This window comes from Bacillus sp. ZY-1-1 (assembly GCF_003047165.1).
Lineage (GTDB): Bacteria > Bacillota > Bacilli > Bacillales > Bacillaceae > Bacillus > Bacillus velezensis.
Map to the genome: position 1 here is coordinate 217,215 of NZ_CP027061.1, position 15,720 is coordinate 232,934.

Below are 15,720 nucleotides of genomic sequence, written 5' to 3' on the forward strand. Positions count from 1 at the left end.
ATCGTTGTAAAGTAATGATATTGAATCATTTCTATGACAGCCGCTGTCCCCCAGGGTGTACAGGCTGATATTTCAATAGTTTTGACGAATTTGTGAAACATTGAGCAAATATATCATTTTTTGTGAAATACCGAGCAATGATTTCACTATGTTTGTGAAATGTTGAGCAATTTACCAGATTGGAGGAAAAACATCATGAGTGAGTTGGTATTAGCCCGCATTCAATTTGCATCTACAACATTGTTTCACTTCTTGTTTGTGCCTATGTCTATCGGGCTTGTGTTTATGGTTGCTTTGATGGAGACGCTTTACGTTGTCAAAAAACAAGAGACCTATCTCAAAATGGCTAAATTTTGGGGGCATCTCTTTTTAATTAACTTTGCTGTCGGCGTCGTCACAGGGATTCTTCAGGAATTCCAGTTCGGATTGAACTGGTCTGATTATTCCCGTTTTGTCGGGGACGTATTTGGGGCTCCGCTTGCGATTGAAGCGCTTTTGGCGTTTTTTATGGAGTCTATTTTTATCGGATTATGGATTTTCGGCTGGGACCGTTTATCTAAAAAAGTGCATTTGCTTTGCATTTGGCTTGTATCCTTCGGAACGATTATGTCATCTTTCTGGATTTTGACGGCAAACTCATTCATGCAGGAGCCGGTCGGCTTTACGATTAAAAACGGCCGCGCGGAAATGAATGACTTCGGAGCGCTTTTGACAAACCCTCAGCTTTGGGTTGAATTCCCTCACGTCATTTTCGGAGCGCTTGCGACGGGTGCTTTCTTTATCGCCGGTGTCAGCGCATTTAAATTATTGAAGAAAAAAGAAGTGCCTTTCTTCCATAAATCTTTCAAGCTTTCGATGATTGTCGGTCTGATCGCCGGTATCGGAGTTGCGTTCAGCGGACACATGCAGGCTGAGCATTTAATGGAATCGCAGCCGATGAAAATGGCCGCCAGTGAAGCGCTTTGGGATGACAGCGGTGATCCTGCCGCGTGGACGGCTTTTGCGAATATTGATACGAATAAAGAAAAAAACACATCAGAAATTTCAATTCCTTACGCACTCAGCTACTTGGCTTACCAGAAGTTCAGCGGCAGTGTGAAAGGGATGAAAACACTTCAGAAAGAATATGAAAAAACGTACGGAAAAGGCGACTATATCCCGCCTGTTAAAACGACGTTCTGGAGTTTCCGCATTATGGCGGGAGCGGGTGCGCTTATGATTTTTGCCGCGATTGCAGGCTTTATTCTGAACCGCCGCAAAAAGCTTCATACGAGCAAGTGGTATTTACGGGGCATGATCGCACTGATCGCATTCCCGTTCATTGCGAACTCTGCCGGATGGATTATGACTGAAATCGGCCGCCAGCCGTGGACGGTTATGGGGCAAATGACAACCGCACAATCCGTTTCGCCTAACGTAACGACGGGATCTCTGCTGTTTTCAATTATCGGTTTCGGCGTCATGTACTTGATTTTAGGCGCGCTGCTTGTCTTCCTATTCGTTCGTGAAATTAAAAAAGGTGCGGACCATGATGATCACAAGGATGTTCCTGTATCAACGGATCCGTTCAGTCAGGAGGTCTACCATGGGGTCACTTCATGATCTTTGGTTTGTACTCGTTTCAGTTTTGTTTGTCGGATTTTTCTTTTTAGAAGGTTTTGATTTCGGTGTCGGCATTTCGACCCGATTTCTTGGCCATAATGAATTAGAACGCAGAGTGCTGATTAACACCATCGGCCCGTTCTGGGATGCGAATGAGGTATGGCTGCTGACAGGTACGGGAGCGATCTTCGCGGCATTCCCGAACTGGTATGCGACGATGCTGAGCGGATATTATATTCCGTTTATCATCATCCTTCTTGCTTTAATGGGCCGCGGGGTGGCGTTTGAATTCCGCGGAAAAGTGAATCATTTAAAATGGGTCAAAACATGGGACTGGGTGATTTTCTTCGGCAGCCTTATCCCGCCGTTTGTATTCGGCCTTATCTTCACAAGCTTGTTCCGCGGCATGCCGATTGACGGCCATATGAATATGCATGCGGGTTTCTCAGATATTGTGAACGTGTATTCCGTCCTTGGCGGAGCAGCCGTCACCCTTCTTTCATTCCTGCACGGTTTAATGTTTGTCACACTGCGCACGATCGGTGATTTACAAGAGCGTGCGAGAAAAATGGCAAAACGCGTAATCGGTGTTATCTTTCTTGTTGTACTTGCTTTCTTTGCGATGTCTGCATACGATACGGATATGTTTACACGCCGGGCAAACATCACGATTCCGGTATTCGTGCTGATTGTCATCTGCAACGTTCTTGCTGTTGTGTTCATGAGCAAGAAAAAAGACGGCTGGGCATTCGGTATGACCGGCGCGGGTCTTGCTTTGACAGTTGCGATGATTTTTATCTCTCTGTTCCCTCGCGTCATGGTCAGCTCGCTGAAAAGCGCGTATGACTTAACAGTAGCTAACGCGTCTTCCGGTGATTATTCACTTAAGGTCATGACAATTGTTGCACTGACTCTGCTGCCGTTTGTCATCGGCAGTCAGATCTGGAGCTATTATGTCTTCCGGAAACGCGTCAGCCATAAGGAGCCTATGACTTATTAATGGGAAAAGACCTGTTTCTTTATAAAGGAATGAAGCGGATTCTTGCGATCATTACGGGATTAACGATTATACAAACGGCCGCCATCATCTTGCAGGCGGAATGGCTGAGCCAGGCGGTAACCGGATTATTTAACGGGAAGCGGATTGCTTCTCTTTATCCGGTTATCGGCTTTTTCCTGCTTGCGTTTTTGGTCCGGCATGCGGTAACCGCGGTCCGGCAGAAAATCGTGTACCAATATGCCGCGCAAACCGGCGCAGACTTAAGAAAAAGATTTCTTGAGCAATTGTTCCGTCTCGGCCCCCGCTTTGCGAAAAAAGAGGGGACGGGCCGGATGGTGACGCTGGCGATGGAAGGCATCAGCCAGTTCCGCCGTTATTTAGAGCTGTTTCTGCCGAAAATGGTCAGCATGGCGATTGTGCCGGCGGCCGTTGTTATTTACGTGTTTTTTCAGGATAAAACATCGGCTTTGATTCTGATTCTTGCGCTTCCGATTTTGATTGTATTTATGATCCTGCTCGGACTTGTCGCACAGAAAAAAGCCGATCGCCAATGGAAGTCCTATCAGACGCTTTCCAATCATTTCGTGGATTCGCTCCGCGGACTGGAGACATTGCGGTTTTTAGGGTTAAGCAAATCACACAGTAAAAACATCTTTCATGTCAGTGAGAGATACCGCAAGGCGACGATGAGCACGCTCCGGGTCGCGTTTTTATCATCATTCGCCCTGGATTTCTTTACGATGCTGTCGGTGGCGACAGTGGCTGTGTTTCTCGGCTTGCGGCTGATAGACGGACAAATTCTGCTCGGTCCGGCATTGACAGCTCTGATTCTCGCGCCTGAATATTTTCTCCCGGTCCGCGAAGTGGGAAATGATTACCACGCGACGTTAAACGGGCAGGAGGCGGGGAAAACCATTCAAGCGATTTTGGCGCAGCCCGGTTTTAAAGAAGAAAAGCCGCTCGAACTTGATACGTGGACTGACGGGGATGAATTACAGCTTACGCGTTTGTCCGTCCGAGAATCGATGTCTGAATTTCATCTGTCCTTTAAAGGGAAGAAGAAAATCGGAATTATCGGGGAAAGCGGTGCGGGAAAATCGACACTCATTGATGTGCTGGGCGGCTTTTTAGAGCCTGCGTCCGGTGAGATCAAGGTAAACGGTGAATCCCGCTCGCATCTGCAGTCAGACGGCTGGCAGAAGCAGCTGCTTTATATTCCGCAGCATCCGTACATTTTTGATGACACGCTTATGAATAATATCCGGTTTTATCATCCTGATGCTTCCCGTGAGGAAACGGCGCGCGCTGCTGATTCAGCGGGTCTTTCCGGACTGATCCGCGATCTGCCCGGCGGCCTTGACGGCCGGATCGGCGAGGGCGGACGGGCGCTCAGCGGAGGGCAGGCTCAGCGTGTCGCGCTGGCCAGAGCCTTTTTAGGAAACCGGCCGATTCTCCTTTTGGATGAGCCGACCGCTCACCTTGATATTGAAACAGAATATGAAATAAAAGAAACGATGAAAGACCTGTTTGAAAACAAACTTGTCTTTCTGGCCACTCACCGTCTTCACTGGATGCTTGAGATGGACGAAATTATCGTGCTTGATGACGGCGCGGTGGCGGAAATCGGCACCCACGACGAATTGATGGCGAAACAAGGCGTATATGCCAAACTTGTAAAGGCGCAACTGGGGGAAAGAACATGAGAAAAGAAGAATGGATTCTGCCGTATATAAAGCAAAATGCCCGTTTGTTTGTTCTTGTGATTTTTTTAGGCGCGGTGACGATTTTTTCGGCGGCCTTTCTCATGTTCACTTCCGGTTTTTTGATCTCTAAGTCGGCGACAAGGCCTGAGAATATCCTGCTGGTGTACGTTCCGATTGTGGCCGTGCGCACCTTCGGGATTGCCCGTTCAGTCTCACGGTACGCCGAGCGCCTGACGGGGCACCATATCATTTTGAAAATCGTGTCCGATATGAGGGTGCGGCTTTACAATATGCTGGAGCCGGCCTCGCTCATGCTTTCATCCCGTTTTCGGACGGGCGACATGCTCGGCATTTTGGCTGAGGATATTGAGCATTTGCAGGATGCGTTTTTAAAAACGATTTTCCCGGCGGTTTCCGCTTTGCTGCTGTATGCGGCATCCGTTATCGGACTCGGCTTTTTTTCCTGGCCGTTTGCCGCTTTTGCGGCGATTTACCTGTTTATATTGGTTGTATTGTTTCCGGTTGTGTCGCTTCTTGTGACGAGAGCGAAAAACATGAGGCTGAAAAGCGGCCGGAATACGCTCTACAGCCGGCTGACAGATGCCGTGCTCGGCGTGAGCGACTGGATGTTCTCGGGACGACAGGCGGCCTTTATTTCCTCTTATGAAGAGAAAGAGAAGGCATGGTTTGACCTTGAAAGCAAACGTCAGCGGTTTACGAGATGGCGTGATCTCGCCGCGCAATGCCTTGTCGGCGGCTTCATATTGATCATGCTGTTCTGGACGGCGGGTCAGTATGCGGACGGCAGCATCGCCAACACGATGATCGCAGCCTTTGTGCTTGTCGTATTTCCATTGACGGAGGCGTTTCTGCCCCTTTCGGATGCGCTGACGGAAGTGCCTTCTTATCAGGATTCCATCAAAAGAATGAGTAAGGCGGCTCCGGAGCTGCGAAGTCGTGAGGTGAAGCAGACAGATGAGATACTGGATGTATCCGATGTGACACTTACATTTGATAACGTGACGTTTTCTTATGATCAGCACAGTCATGTGCTTGACCGTTTTTCCTTCACTCTCCGCCAGGGGGAAAAAATGGCGCTGCTCGGCAGGAGCGGCTCCGGTAAGTCGACCTCTCTCGCTTTAATTGAAGGCGCCTTAGTTCCCGATTCGGGCAAGGTGATGCTGAACGGGCTGGAAACTGCGGCCGTGCAGGAGCAGATTTCCTCAGCGGTGGCCGTTTTGAATCAGAAACCTCATCTCTTTAACACGAGCATTATGAACAATATCCGGCTCGGAAACGGCAAGGCGAGTGATGAAGATGTTAAGCGTGCGGCTCGGCAAGTGAAGCTGCATGATTATATTGAATCACTGCCTGACGGATATGAAACGTCCGTGCAGGAGACGGGGATTCGTTTCTCAGGAGGAGAACGGCAGCGGATCGCGCTTGCCCGTATTCTGCTCCAAGATACGCCGGTCATTATCCTTGATGAACCGACGGTCGGCCTTGATGCGGTCACTGAACGTGAATTGCTTGATACGATTTTTGATGTTTTTAAAGAGAAAACGATCCTCTGGATTACACACCATTTAGCGGGTGTGGAAACAGCTGATAAAATCGTCTTTTTAGAAAATGGAAAAGCAGAAATGGAAGGAACCCATCAAGAGCTGCTTGCAGAAAACGAACGGTACCGGAAGCTTTACCGTCTTGATGTTCCGATCAGAACATAAACAGCCGCAAACGAGCGGCTGTTTTTTTGTGCGGTTTAAAATCTCTTCTTGTTTGGAATATAAATAGGAGACAGAAGAGGAGGTACAGGATGAATATAATGGATTGGACGGAACAGGATGTGAAAGATACGCTGCCGAAACGGGAGGCGGACAGCCATAAAGGAACGTTCGGGACGGCGTTATTGCTGGCCGGGAGCGATGACATGCCGGGAGCCGCCCTTCTGGCCGGATTGGGCGCGATGAGAAGCGGTGTCGGCAAGCTCGTCATCGGTACATCGGCAGGCGTCATTCCGCTTATCGTCCCGGAGCTGCCGGAAGCCACGTACTGGCGGGACGGGTGGATAAAAGCCGCGGCGGGCCAGCCCGGGGAAACCATCCGGGCCGCTGCCATCGGGCCGGGCCTTCCCCAAACAGACGAGGTGCAGCAGGCGGCTGATCAGCTGCTTTCTGGCGATTATCCCGTCATACTGGATGCGGGCGCCATTACGAAAAGAACCTATCCGAAGAGGAAAGCTCCCGTGATCTTGACGCCTCATCCCGGCGAATTTTCCAGAATGACAGGCCTTCCGATTCAAGAGATTCAGCAGAACAGAGCGGAATATGCCGCGGAATGGGCGGAGCGGCTTCATGTCACGATTGTCCTGAAAGGAAACGAAACCATTATCGCTTTTCCCGACGGGGAATGCCGCAGGAATACAACCGGAAACGGCGCGCTTGCAAAAGGCGGGACCGGCGACACGCTGACGGGAATGATTCTCGGCATGCTGTGCTGTCATCAAGATCCGAAGCACGCCGTATTGAACGCCGTCCGCCTTCACGGCGAATGTGCGGAATTATGGACGAAAGAGCGCTCCGCCCATACCTTATTGGCGCACGAACTTTCTGAACTGCTGCCGCGTGTATGGAAGGAATATGAATAAAGAAAAGGCGTCTTCATAGGGAAGGCGCCTCTTTTTGTTTTAACCTTGATTTCATCAGGACATAATACAGCAGCGACGGAACGGCCAGGCCGATGACCCAGGCAATGTCGCCTCCGCCGAATATTTCAGCGAGCGGCCCGATGTAAAAGGATGTATTGATGAACGGGATTTCTAATATAATCGACAAAACGAAGGCGGCCGCTGTAATCCAATTGACCCTGCCGTATTGTCCGTTGACGTCAAACATCGATTTGACGTGGTATTTTCCGCGGCGGATAAAATAGTAATCCACGAGGTTGATCGCCGTCCATGGAATTAAGAAATAACTGATGAAAAAGATGAAATTTAAAAACAGTTCCATGAAATTGCTTTGGCCCAAGAGACTTAATACAGTACCCGCTGCCGTCACACAAAGGATCATTACCACTCTCGTTTTCGGCGTCACCTTCAGTTTTAAAAACGGCTCCAAGGTAGTCGTGGTTGACATAAAGGCTCCGTATAAATTAAAGACGTTGATCGCCATTTGCCCGAACAGGACGATGATCAGCATAATAAAGGAAAACGGACCGAACAATCGGACAATCTCATTACCCGCATTAGCGGTAAATTCCGGGAGCGCCGTCGTCAAAATGGCGCCGAGAAGCATCATCCAGATGGAACTGACTGACGTACCTGCATAGCTGTACCAAAAAGTATGCGATGCCGGTGTTTTGACCGGCAGATAACGGGAATAATCTGCGACATATGGCGCGTATGCCAGCTGCCATGTGGCCACCGCGCTGACCGCCACTAGAAAAACAGGCAGATCTAATGAGCCGGGCACCCAGCTTCCTGAAGGAATCGGCAGTTGAAAAATAAGAATCGTTGCAGCAAAAAAAACGGCAAAGGAGGTCCAAGAGAGGATTTTCTGCATTTTGTGAATCAGATCATGACCGTAGATCGTGAGTAAAAAACAGATGGCGCTTAAGCCGATAATACACCATGAAGCCGGAATCGGGACAAAGCTGCTCAGTGTACCGGCTGCGAGAATCGTACTGCTCGCAAAGAAGCCCAGGTAGATAAACATGACCAAAAAGAGGGGCAGAATCGCTCCGATCACGCCGAATTGCGCGCGGCTTTGAATCATTTGCGGAATTCCGAGCTGAGGTCCTTGTGCGGAATGAGACGCCATAAAGATTGCGCCGATAAAGGTTCCGATTATAATGGCGGCGATACTCCAAAAGAGATCGAGTCCCATTGTAACAGGCAGTGTGCCTGTGACTAACGTCGTAATATGCATATTAGCCCCGAACCAGACGGGGAATAAATCTTTAGCCTTTCCGTGTCTTTCGTCATGCGGAATATGTTCAATCGTTCGCCTTTCTACTTTCAATAGATAATCTCCTCCGTATGTTCTTCTTTAACATAAAGACATAGCTTAACAGATTGACCTGCCGTTTACAAATTCCAGCATGCAGGAAAAACATTGTAAAGCCTCGCTGACAGCCGTTCAAAGTTTTTTTGAAAAACGGTACAAACACTGCCGCCTAAACGATTTACCAGGGATTAAAAGGCATGGATATGCTTACGGACTAATATGTATGAAGGAGAAATGTGTCAATCTTTTGACGAATGGAGCCATTATTCGTTAAGCTGAAAGAATAGTTTACTTTGTGTAAATTTCATTAATGAAAAGGGGATTGATGATATGTGTACAAGTCTTACATTGAAAACGACAGACGGTAATCACCTATTGGCGCGAACGATGGATTTTGCATTTCAGCTCGGTACGGACGTCGTGCTTTACCCTCGTCAGTACAGCTGGAAAAGCGAAGCTGACGGCAGGATGCATAAGACGAAATACGCATTTATCGGCATGGGGAGAAATCTCGGCAATGTTCTGTTTGCCGACGGCGTAAATGAAAAAGGGCTGTCGTGTTCGACGCTGTATTTTCCGGGCTTTGCGGGATACGAGAAAGCGGAACGGGAGGGCACCTGTCACATCGCTCCTCATGAGTTTGTCACCTGGGCCTTATCAAACTGTGAATCTCTTGAAGACATAAAGGAAAAGCTCTCAATGCTGACGATTGTAGAGAAGAAGTTAATGTTATTGGATACGGTGCTGCCTCTTCATTGGATTTTATCAGACCGCACGGGCGGCTGCATTGTCATCGAGCCGACACCGGAGGGAATGAAAGTATATGACAACAAACCCGGAGTGATGACCAACAGTCCGGAATTTCCTTGGCATGTGACCAATCTGCGCCATTATATCGGAATCAGGCCGCAGCAGTCAGAAAGCAAAACATTGGGCGGAATGACATTAACCGCTTTCGGCCAAGGATCTGGAACGATCGGGCTTCCCGGTGATTACACGCCGCCATCCCGGTTCATCAGAGCCGCTTATCTGAAAGAGCATTTAGAGCCTGCCGCCCATGAGACGGATGGCGTTACGGCCGCTTTTCACGTGCTGTCCAATGTGAATATTCCAAAAGGCGCGGTGATCACAGAGGAGAATGAAATTGATTATACGCAGTATACGTCGGTTATGTGCTGTGACACCGGGAACTACTACTTTCATCTGTACGACAACCGGCAGATTCACAAAGTAAGTTTATTCCATGAAGATCTTGACCGTCCGGAGCCGAAAGTATTTGCGGCCGCGGCGGAGCAGAATATACAGGAGCTGAATTAGCTCAAAAAAAAACAGGACGCGATTGTCCTGTTTTTTTATTTAATACGGATCAGACGGATGGCTTTCCTGTTCAGCCTGTTTTGCGGCTTGTGCTGTATCAGTAGTGCCGATCGGCCCGCCGCTGCTGCTTTCGGAGGCTTTTTTCAGCCCTTCCGCAACACGTTTTCCGTAGTCCGGATCTGCTTTTGTGAAATTCTCAATCATTTGATCCTGAATGTCTTTCCGGCAGGAAGAAAGCGTATTGACCAGGTTTGTGATCAATTCGGTCCGTTCAAATTCCGAAAATCTGCGGTATGTTTCACCGGCCTGGCCGAAGTTATTCGGCCGGTCGATCGCTTCCCGCTTCACATCGCCTTCGACATGAGGTATATGGTCTTTCCCATCCTGCTTTGCTTCGGTGAGTCCTCCCATAATGGACGGCTCATAGTTGACGTGCGGGTTTTGTCCTTCTGCCCGATCGACCCGATACTGCATTTGCCCGCCTTCCTGGTTGGTGGCGACATGCTTTTTCGGCGAGTTGATCGGGAGCTGCAGGTAATTTGCGCCGACGCGGTACCGCTGGGTATCTGAATAGGCGAATGTCCGTCCCTGAAGTAATTTGTCATCTGAAAAATCAAGGCCGTCCACAAGCACGCCCGTTCCGAATGATGCTTGTTCCACCTCGGCATGGTAGTTTTCCGGGTTTTTGTTCAGAACCAATTTGCCGATCGGCTTCCAAGGGAAATCGTCTTTATACCACAGCTTGGTCGGATCAAGCGGATCAAAATCCAGCTCGGGATGCTCGTCATCAGTCATGATTTGCGCATACACTTCCCATTCAGGGTAATCGCCTTTTTCAATCGCCTCATACAAATCCTGTGTCGCATGGTTAAAGTTTTTCCCCTGAATCTCTTCCGCTTCCTTCTGTGTCAGGTTGCGTATGCCCTGTTTCGGTTCAAAGTGATATTTGACGAGCACGGCTTTTCCTTCTTCATTGACCCATTTGTAGGCATGGACGCCTGAGCCCTGCATCTGCCGGTAGTTGGCCGGGATGCCCCACGGCGAAAACAAGAAAGTGATCATATGAGTCGCTTCCGGTGATTGGGAAATGAAGTCGAAAATACGCTCGCCGTCCTGAATGTTCGTAACGGGATCAGGCTGAAATGCGTGCACAAGATCCGGGAACTTCAGCGGATCACGGATAAAAAAGATTTTCAGGTTGTTGCCGACCAGATCCCAGTTGCCGTCTTCGGTATAAAGCTTAACGGCAAAACCCCGGGGATCACGCAATGTTTCCGGGGAATGCTTCCCGTGGTTGACGGTAGAGAACCGCACAAACGCCGGAGTTTTCGTTCCTTTCTTTTGAAACACTTTCGCTCTTGTATATTTAGAAATCTCCTCGTCTCCAAAACTTCCGTACGCCTCAAAGTATCCGTGTGCGCCGGCGCCGCGCGCGTGAACGACGCGCTCGGGAATCCGTTCGCGATCAAAGTGGCTGATTTTCTCCAAAAAATCATAATTCTCCAATGTCGTCGGTCCTCTATTGCCGACTGTCCTGACATTCTGGTTGTCAGTGACCGGATGGCCCTGCCGGTTTGTCAGCGTGTCTTCTGACTCGCCTTTACCGGTCGTCTTACTGGAAAGCGTTTTTTCGCTGTTTTTGTTATTTTCCATTGTTGAACCCTCCTTTTTGAACGGTAACAATATGCCCAGCAGAGCCGTTTTTTAAAACCGATTTTCAAAAGAAGCGGTTATTCCGCGATCGGCGTCAAGGACCCGCCGTTCCATATTTCGCCCTTGTTCAGCGTCCAGCTGTTTTGATAAAGGCTTTGCGCGCCTTGATTGGCCGCCGGACTTAATTGTTCATCCCATGTCAAAAAGTACGCGGTCTGAGGGTATTTTTGCCTGATCGCATTAATAAAAGCAGCATAATCAAAGCTTCCGATATTGCCGGACGGACCGGTTTCGGCAAAGGCAAACGGTTTTTTCAGAGACAGCATTTCATCATAGCCTGATATCGCATACGGATCAGTGAAGTAAGCGTCCAGACCGGTAATATCCACATAAGATGAGCCTGGGTAGAAGTCTGTTTTAAAGTCTCTGTTGGCATCCGGCGAATACACCCACAAAAGGTTATCCAATCCTCTTGTCTCTGTCATATAGCGGTATATCTTCTTGTAAAGCTCTTTGTACAGCGAGATTCTCTCATTGTCTTTTTGGTTGTAGCTTGTCAGCCCCCACCAGAACCACTCGCCGTTCATTTCATGCAGCGGTCTGAACAGAACGGTGACGCCTTGATTTTTCAGCTGAGTAAGGCCGTCGGCAATTTTGCTGAGCAGCGCCTCAAGCCGTTTTCCTTCCACAGTTGAAGGGTCAAGGATGTTTTTGTACTGGCTGTTTGAGATGGCCGTTTTATAGTTTCCGGATGGAAAGGCCGGATTTGCGAGATGCAGGCTGACCTGAGGGAGGCCGCCGCTTTTCCAGTATGAGATTAAGCTGCTGTTGCAGCTGTAATCGATAGTATCGGTGATATCCGCTGTTTCCAGCCACCCTCTCCCATAGTCACAGCCGTAGATGGCGGGAGACTGTCCCGTCGCGTTTTTCAAGCGGTTTTCCTCTGTCATTGAAAAAGTGACATCGCTGTACCCGCCGAACGCTCCGGACATGACCCTGTTTTCTGAACGGTTGGGCAGGTGGGCCAGCCAGTTCATGATATCTTTTGTCGTCTGCTGGGCATTTGGGTTGACGGGATAAACGGTGTGAGCCGATATCGGACTGGCGGCTCCTAAGAGTAATAAAACGATAGACAGGCAGACTGCTAACTTTTTAAGCATATAAAAGACCTCCTGATTTTTAAGATGATGAAGGATGTGAAACGATAACCTCACAATCTCCTTCTATAACAAAATCTCCGGAATCCGCCGGCACGATAAAGTGATCGCCTTTGTGAACGGGGCATCCATCCAGTTCTCCGCGCCCTTTAATGACGCTTGCGAGTAAATACCGGCCGGGTGCGGGGAATGATGCTTTCCCGCTCACATCCCATTGATAAACTGAAAAGAAAGGTGTTTCGGCGAGTGTTGTAATAAGAGCATCTCCGATCCGATGCTTAGTGCTTTTTACATTTTCATCGGTATGGGGAATGTCTGTTACGTCAATTGCTTTCTGAAGATGAAGCTCGCGTTTATTCCCGTTCCCATCCGTCCGGTCATAGTCGTAAAGCCGGTAGGTGGCATCAGAGCTTTGCTGGATTTCAAGGACGAGCGTACCTTCACATAAAGCGTGCAGTGTGCCGCTCGGGACATAGAAAAAGTCGCCGGGCTTAATGGGGATGCGGCGGAGCAGGTGATCCCACTCGTTTCGTTCAATGAGCCGAACGAAATCTTCTTTTGTTTGGGCGCGGTGCCCTAAAATGAGCTCCGCGTCTTTTTTGCAGTCCAACACGTACCAGCATTCCGTTTTTCCGAGTTCTCCGTTTTCATGCCGATGTGCATATGCGTCATCCGGATGAACCTGCACGGATAAGTCCATATTTGCGTCAAGAATTTTTGTGAGCAGGGGAAAAGCTTCTTCTTTCGGATGTCCGAACAGGTCAGGGTGTTCATTCCAGAGACGGTGTAATGATGTTCCGGAAAATGGCCCGTTCCGCACGATGGATGTACCGTGCGGATGAGCTGAAATCGCCCAGCACTCTCCCGTCCGCTCAGAAGGAATCTCATACCCGAATGTATCGCGCAGCTTCGTCCCGCCCCATAATCTTTCTTTAAAAACCGGTTCCAAAAATAAGAGTTTCGTCATTTTCCCACCTCCCGGTTTGCCGTCTCTAATGCGCGCTCCGCCAATACGAGCGAACCGGCAGCGCCGGAGTGAATCCCTAATTGAGGGGGAACGATGAAGTGTTCAATGTCGGGCAGATCAATATATTGATTCAGCCGCTTTTTCACGTGCTGACGGATATAAGAGAACAGCTGATGCTGCTTCATGACGCCCCCGCCGAGGATGATCTTTTCCGGCGAAAGTATGAGAATATACTGCACAAGCGCTTCGGCAATATAATAGCCTTCAAGCTCCCACACTTCCTGCTGATCCGCCAGCAGATATGCTTTTTTCCCCCAGCGTTTCTCAATGGCGGGACCTGCCGCGAGGCCTTCCAGGCAATCTGTATGGTAAGGGCAATTGCCTTTGTAGCCGTCGTCCGGGTGTCTTCTGACATAAATGTGGCCCATTTCAGGATGAGACAGCCCTTGAACAAATCTGCCGTTCATGATGGCGCCCGCTCCGATGCCAGTGCCGACCGTCAAATAGAGGCAGCTGTCCGTGTTTTTGGCCGCGCCGAAAGAAGCTTCTCCGAGCGCCGCCGCATTAACGTCGGTGGTGAAGCCTGCGGGAATACGCAGAGCGCTTTTGATCGTTTGAAGAATAGGGCAGTTCCGCCAGGCTGTCTTCGGCGTCGCGGTGATGCACCCGTATGTTTGACTGTCGGGGCGGATGTCAATCGGTCCGAACGACCCGATGCCGATGGCTTCTATCGGGAAATCTTTAAAGTAACGGATGACTTGTCTGAGTGTGTCATCCGGTTCTCCCGTCGGAAACTCCGCCCTGTCCAGAATGGTGCCGTCTTTTTGTCCGGCGGCACAGACAAATTTCGTGCCGCCGGCTTCAATACCTCCAAGCATGGCCGTACCTCCTCATCTGTTAAAATCCGTTTTGATCGGAAACGGCTTTGAACCAGCGGCCGCTTTTTTTGACGGTCCGTTCGCCCCCGTTTTCCAGATTGACAGATACAAAGCCGTAGCGGTTTTTATAAGCATTTGTCCAAGACCAGTTGTCCATAAAAGTCCACAGATGATACCCTTTTACATTTGAACCTTCTCCGATGGCCCGATGCACCCATTTGAGATGTTCCCGGATAAATTCAATCCTGTAATCATCCTGAATGATGCCGTTTTCATCGCGGAAGCGTTCCTCGCCTTCAACTCCCATGCCGTTCTCGGAAATAAAACATTCGATATTTCCGTAATGTTCTCTGAGATTGGTGAGAATGTCATAGATTCCTTTTTCGTATATTTCCCACCCGCGGTGAGGGTTCATTTTCCGTCCGGGCATAACATACGGATCGAAGAAACGCTCAGGCAGGAAAGGGGCGTGCGGATTCGGAACATGTTCTTTTGCCTTGACGCGTCTCGGCTGGTAGTAGTTCACGCCTAAGAGGTCAACCGTATGCTCCTGAATGAGGCGGAGATCTTCTTTCTCGTAACGCGGCAGAAAGCCTTCCGCCTTGAGAATCTCGACAAGCTCCTCAGGAAATTCGCCCTTTACGGCGGGATCTAAAAATGAGCGGTTGAAAAAGGCGTCGGCAATCCGGGATGCTTTCAGATCTTCAGGGTGTGAGCTTCTCGGATAAGAAGGCGTCAGATTCAGAATGATTCCGATTTGTCCGTCCTGTTTCAATTCTCTGTAGGCTTTGACAGCCCTTGCATTCGACAGCAGGGTATGGAAGCCGGCCTGCACCGCTTCTTGAAAATTAACGTGATTCGGATAGTGAAAGTCGTATAAGTAGCCGCCTTCAATCGGCACAATCGGCTCGTTGTGAGTGAACCATTTTTTCACTTTGTCACCGAATAGCGAAAAGCATGTTTTGGCGTAATGTTCAAACGCGTCAACGGTGTCCCGGCTGACCCAGCCCCCCTTACGCTGAAGGGCGAGCGGCATGTCAAAGTGAAACAAATTGACAAACGGCTCAATGCGATGGGCAAGCATTTCATCGATGACGTCCTGATAAAACGCGACCGCTTTCTGATTGACCTCGCCAGTTCCGTCCGGAATCAATCTTGACCAGGAAATAGACAGCCGGAAGGAGTTGTGGCCGATTTCTTTCATCAGCCGGATATCCTCCTTGTATTGATCATAAAAACGTGACGTGTCGCCGGGGCCGACGCCGTTAAAAAAACGGCTCGGCTCTTTTTCATACCAGTAATCCCATATGTTTTGGCTTTTTCCGTCTCTGTCGGCGGCGCCTTCTGTTTGGGTGGCGGAGGCGGAAGACCCCCACCAGAATCCTTCCGGAAAACGATATTGAATATTAGATTCAGTCAATTGATTTCTCTCCCTTACT

12 protein-coding genes are annotated in these 15,720 nt (G+C 49.3%); 6 read left to right on the top strand and 6 right to left on the bottom strand.

The window, feature by feature from the left end:
• The first annotated feature begins 195 nt into the window (after positions 1-195).
• From C5I45_RS01080 to C5I45_RS01100, 5 genes are all read left to right on the top strand, one after another.
• The gene (locus C5I45_RS01080) at positions 196-1,602 is read left to right on the top strand and encodes a cytochrome ubiquinol oxidase subunit I (protein WP_014306093.1); all 1,407 of its coding nucleotides are present in this window, start codon (positions 196-198) and stop codon (positions 1,600-1,602) included.
• Complete coding sequence (gene cydB / locus C5I45_RS01085; protein ID WP_015387513.1) at positions 1,586-2,602, top strand: cytochrome d ubiquinol oxidase subunit II; 1,017 nt, start codon at positions 1,586-1,588, stop codon at positions 2,600-2,602. The genes C5I45_RS01080 and cydB overlap by 17 nt, the downstream gene beginning before the upstream one ends.
• A complete protein-coding gene (cydD, locus tag C5I45_RS01090) occupies positions 2,602-4,305 on the top strand; it encodes a thiol reductant ABC exporter subunit CydD (protein ID WP_003150833.1) in 1,704 nt (567 codons plus the stop codon). The genes cydB and cydD overlap by 1 nt, the downstream gene beginning before the upstream one ends.
• Positions 4,302-6,032 carry a thiol reductant ABC exporter subunit CydC gene (cydC, locus tag C5I45_RS01095; protein ID WP_003150835.1) on the top strand — a complete coding sequence of 577 codons (1,731 nt, stop codon included), beginning with the start codon at positions 4,302-4,304 and terminating at the stop codon, positions 6,030-6,032. Before cydD ends, cydC begins: the two co-directional genes overlap by 4 nt.
• Before the next feature lie 89 nt (positions 6,033-6,121).
• The gene (locus tag C5I45_RS01100; RefSeq protein WP_107994175.1) at positions 6,122-6,952 is read left to right on the top strand and encodes an NAD(P)H-hydrate dehydratase; all 831 of its coding nucleotides are present in this window, start codon (positions 6,122-6,124) and stop codon (positions 6,950-6,952) included.
• A 13-nt stretch (positions 6,953-6,965) separates the two neighbouring features.
• On the opposite strand, the gene C5I45_RS01105 is transcribed toward C5I45_RS01100, so the two are convergent.
• Positions 6,966-8,324 carry a purine-cytosine permease family protein gene (locus C5I45_RS01105; RefSeq protein WP_014306090.1) on the bottom strand — a complete coding sequence of 453 codons (1,359 nt, stop codon included), beginning with the start codon at positions 8,322-8,324 and terminating at the stop codon, positions 6,966-6,968.
• Between the two features lie 315 nt (positions 8,325-8,639).
• Here C5I45_RS01105 and C5I45_RS01110 point away from each other — a divergent pair, with 315 nt between their 5' ends.
• Positions 8,640-9,626, top strand: a complete 987-nt coding sequence (locus C5I45_RS01110; protein WP_107994176.1) for a choloylglycine hydrolase family protein — start codon at positions 8,640-8,642, stop codon at positions 9,624-9,626.
• Between the two features lie 39 nt (positions 9,627-9,665).
• Here the strand turns inward: C5I45_RS01110 and katX are convergent, their stop codons facing one another.
• From katX to C5I45_RS01135, 5 genes are all read right to left on the bottom strand, one after another.
• Entirely contained in the window at positions 9,666-11,279 is a 1,614-nt protein-coding gene (katX, locus tag C5I45_RS01115) for a catalase KatX (protein WP_107994177.1), read from the bottom strand.
• Between the two features lie 77 nt (positions 11,280-11,356).
• Complete coding sequence (locus tag C5I45_RS01120) at positions 11,357-12,439, bottom strand: glycosyl hydrolase (protein ID WP_043867544.1); 1,083 nt, start codon at positions 12,437-12,439, stop codon at positions 11,357-11,359.
• A 19-nt stretch (positions 12,440-12,458) separates the two neighbouring features.
• Positions 12,459-13,403, bottom strand: a complete 945-nt coding sequence (manA, locus tag C5I45_RS01125; RefSeq protein WP_103695205.1) for a mannose-6-phosphate isomerase, class I — start codon at positions 13,401-13,403, stop codon at positions 12,459-12,461.
• Positions 13,400-14,281, bottom strand: a complete 882-nt coding sequence (locus C5I45_RS01130; RefSeq protein ID WP_107994178.1) for an ROK family protein — start codon at positions 14,279-14,281, stop codon at positions 13,400-13,402. Before C5I45_RS01130 ends, manA begins: the two co-directional genes overlap by 4 nt.
• A gap of 19 nt (positions 14,282-14,300) precedes the next feature.
• Entirely contained in the window at positions 14,301-15,701 is a 1,401-nt protein-coding gene (locus C5I45_RS01135; protein WP_107994179.1) for a glycoside hydrolase family 1 protein, read from the bottom strand.
• Between the last annotated feature and the right edge of the window lie 19 nt (positions 15,702-15,720).

Bases quoted from the DNA above. Each gene is read 5' to 3' on its own strand.
- C5I45_RS01130 (WP_107994178.1), bottom strand. From the start codon at position 14,281: ATGCTTGGAGGTATTGAAGCCGGCGGCACGAAATTTGTCTGTGCCGCC.
- C5I45_RS01100 (WP_107994175.1), top strand. From the start codon at position 6,122: ATGAATATAATGGATTGGACGGAACAGGATGTGAAAGATACGCTGCCG.
- C5I45_RS01080 (WP_014306093.1), top strand. From the start codon at position 196: ATGAGTGAGTTGGTATTAGCCCGCATTCAATTTGCATCTACAACATTG.
- katX (WP_107994177.1), bottom strand. From the start codon at position 11,279: ATGGAAAATAACAAAAACAGCGAAAAAACGCTTTCCAGTAAGACGACC.
- manA (WP_103695205.1), bottom strand. From the start codon at position 13,403: ATGACGAAACTCTTATTTTTGGAACCGGTTTTTAAAGAAAGATTATGG.
- cydC (WP_003150835.1), top strand. From the start codon at position 4,302: ATGAGAAAAGAAGAATGGATTCTGCCGTATATAAAGCAAAATGCCCGT.
- cydD (WP_003150833.1), top strand. From the start codon at position 2,602: ATGGGAAAAGACCTGTTTCTTTATAAAGGAATGAAGCGGATTCTTGCG.
- cydB (WP_015387513.1), top strand. From the start codon at position 1,586: ATGGGGTCACTTCATGATCTTTGGTTTGTACTCGTTTCAGTTTTGTTT.
- C5I45_RS01120 (WP_043867544.1), bottom strand. From the start codon at position 12,439: ATGCTTAAAAAGTTAGCAGTCTGCCTGTCTATCGTTTTATTACTCTTA.
- C5I45_RS01110 (WP_107994176.1), top strand. From the start codon at position 8,640: ATGTGTACAAGTCTTACATTGAAAACGACAGACGGTAATCACCTATTG.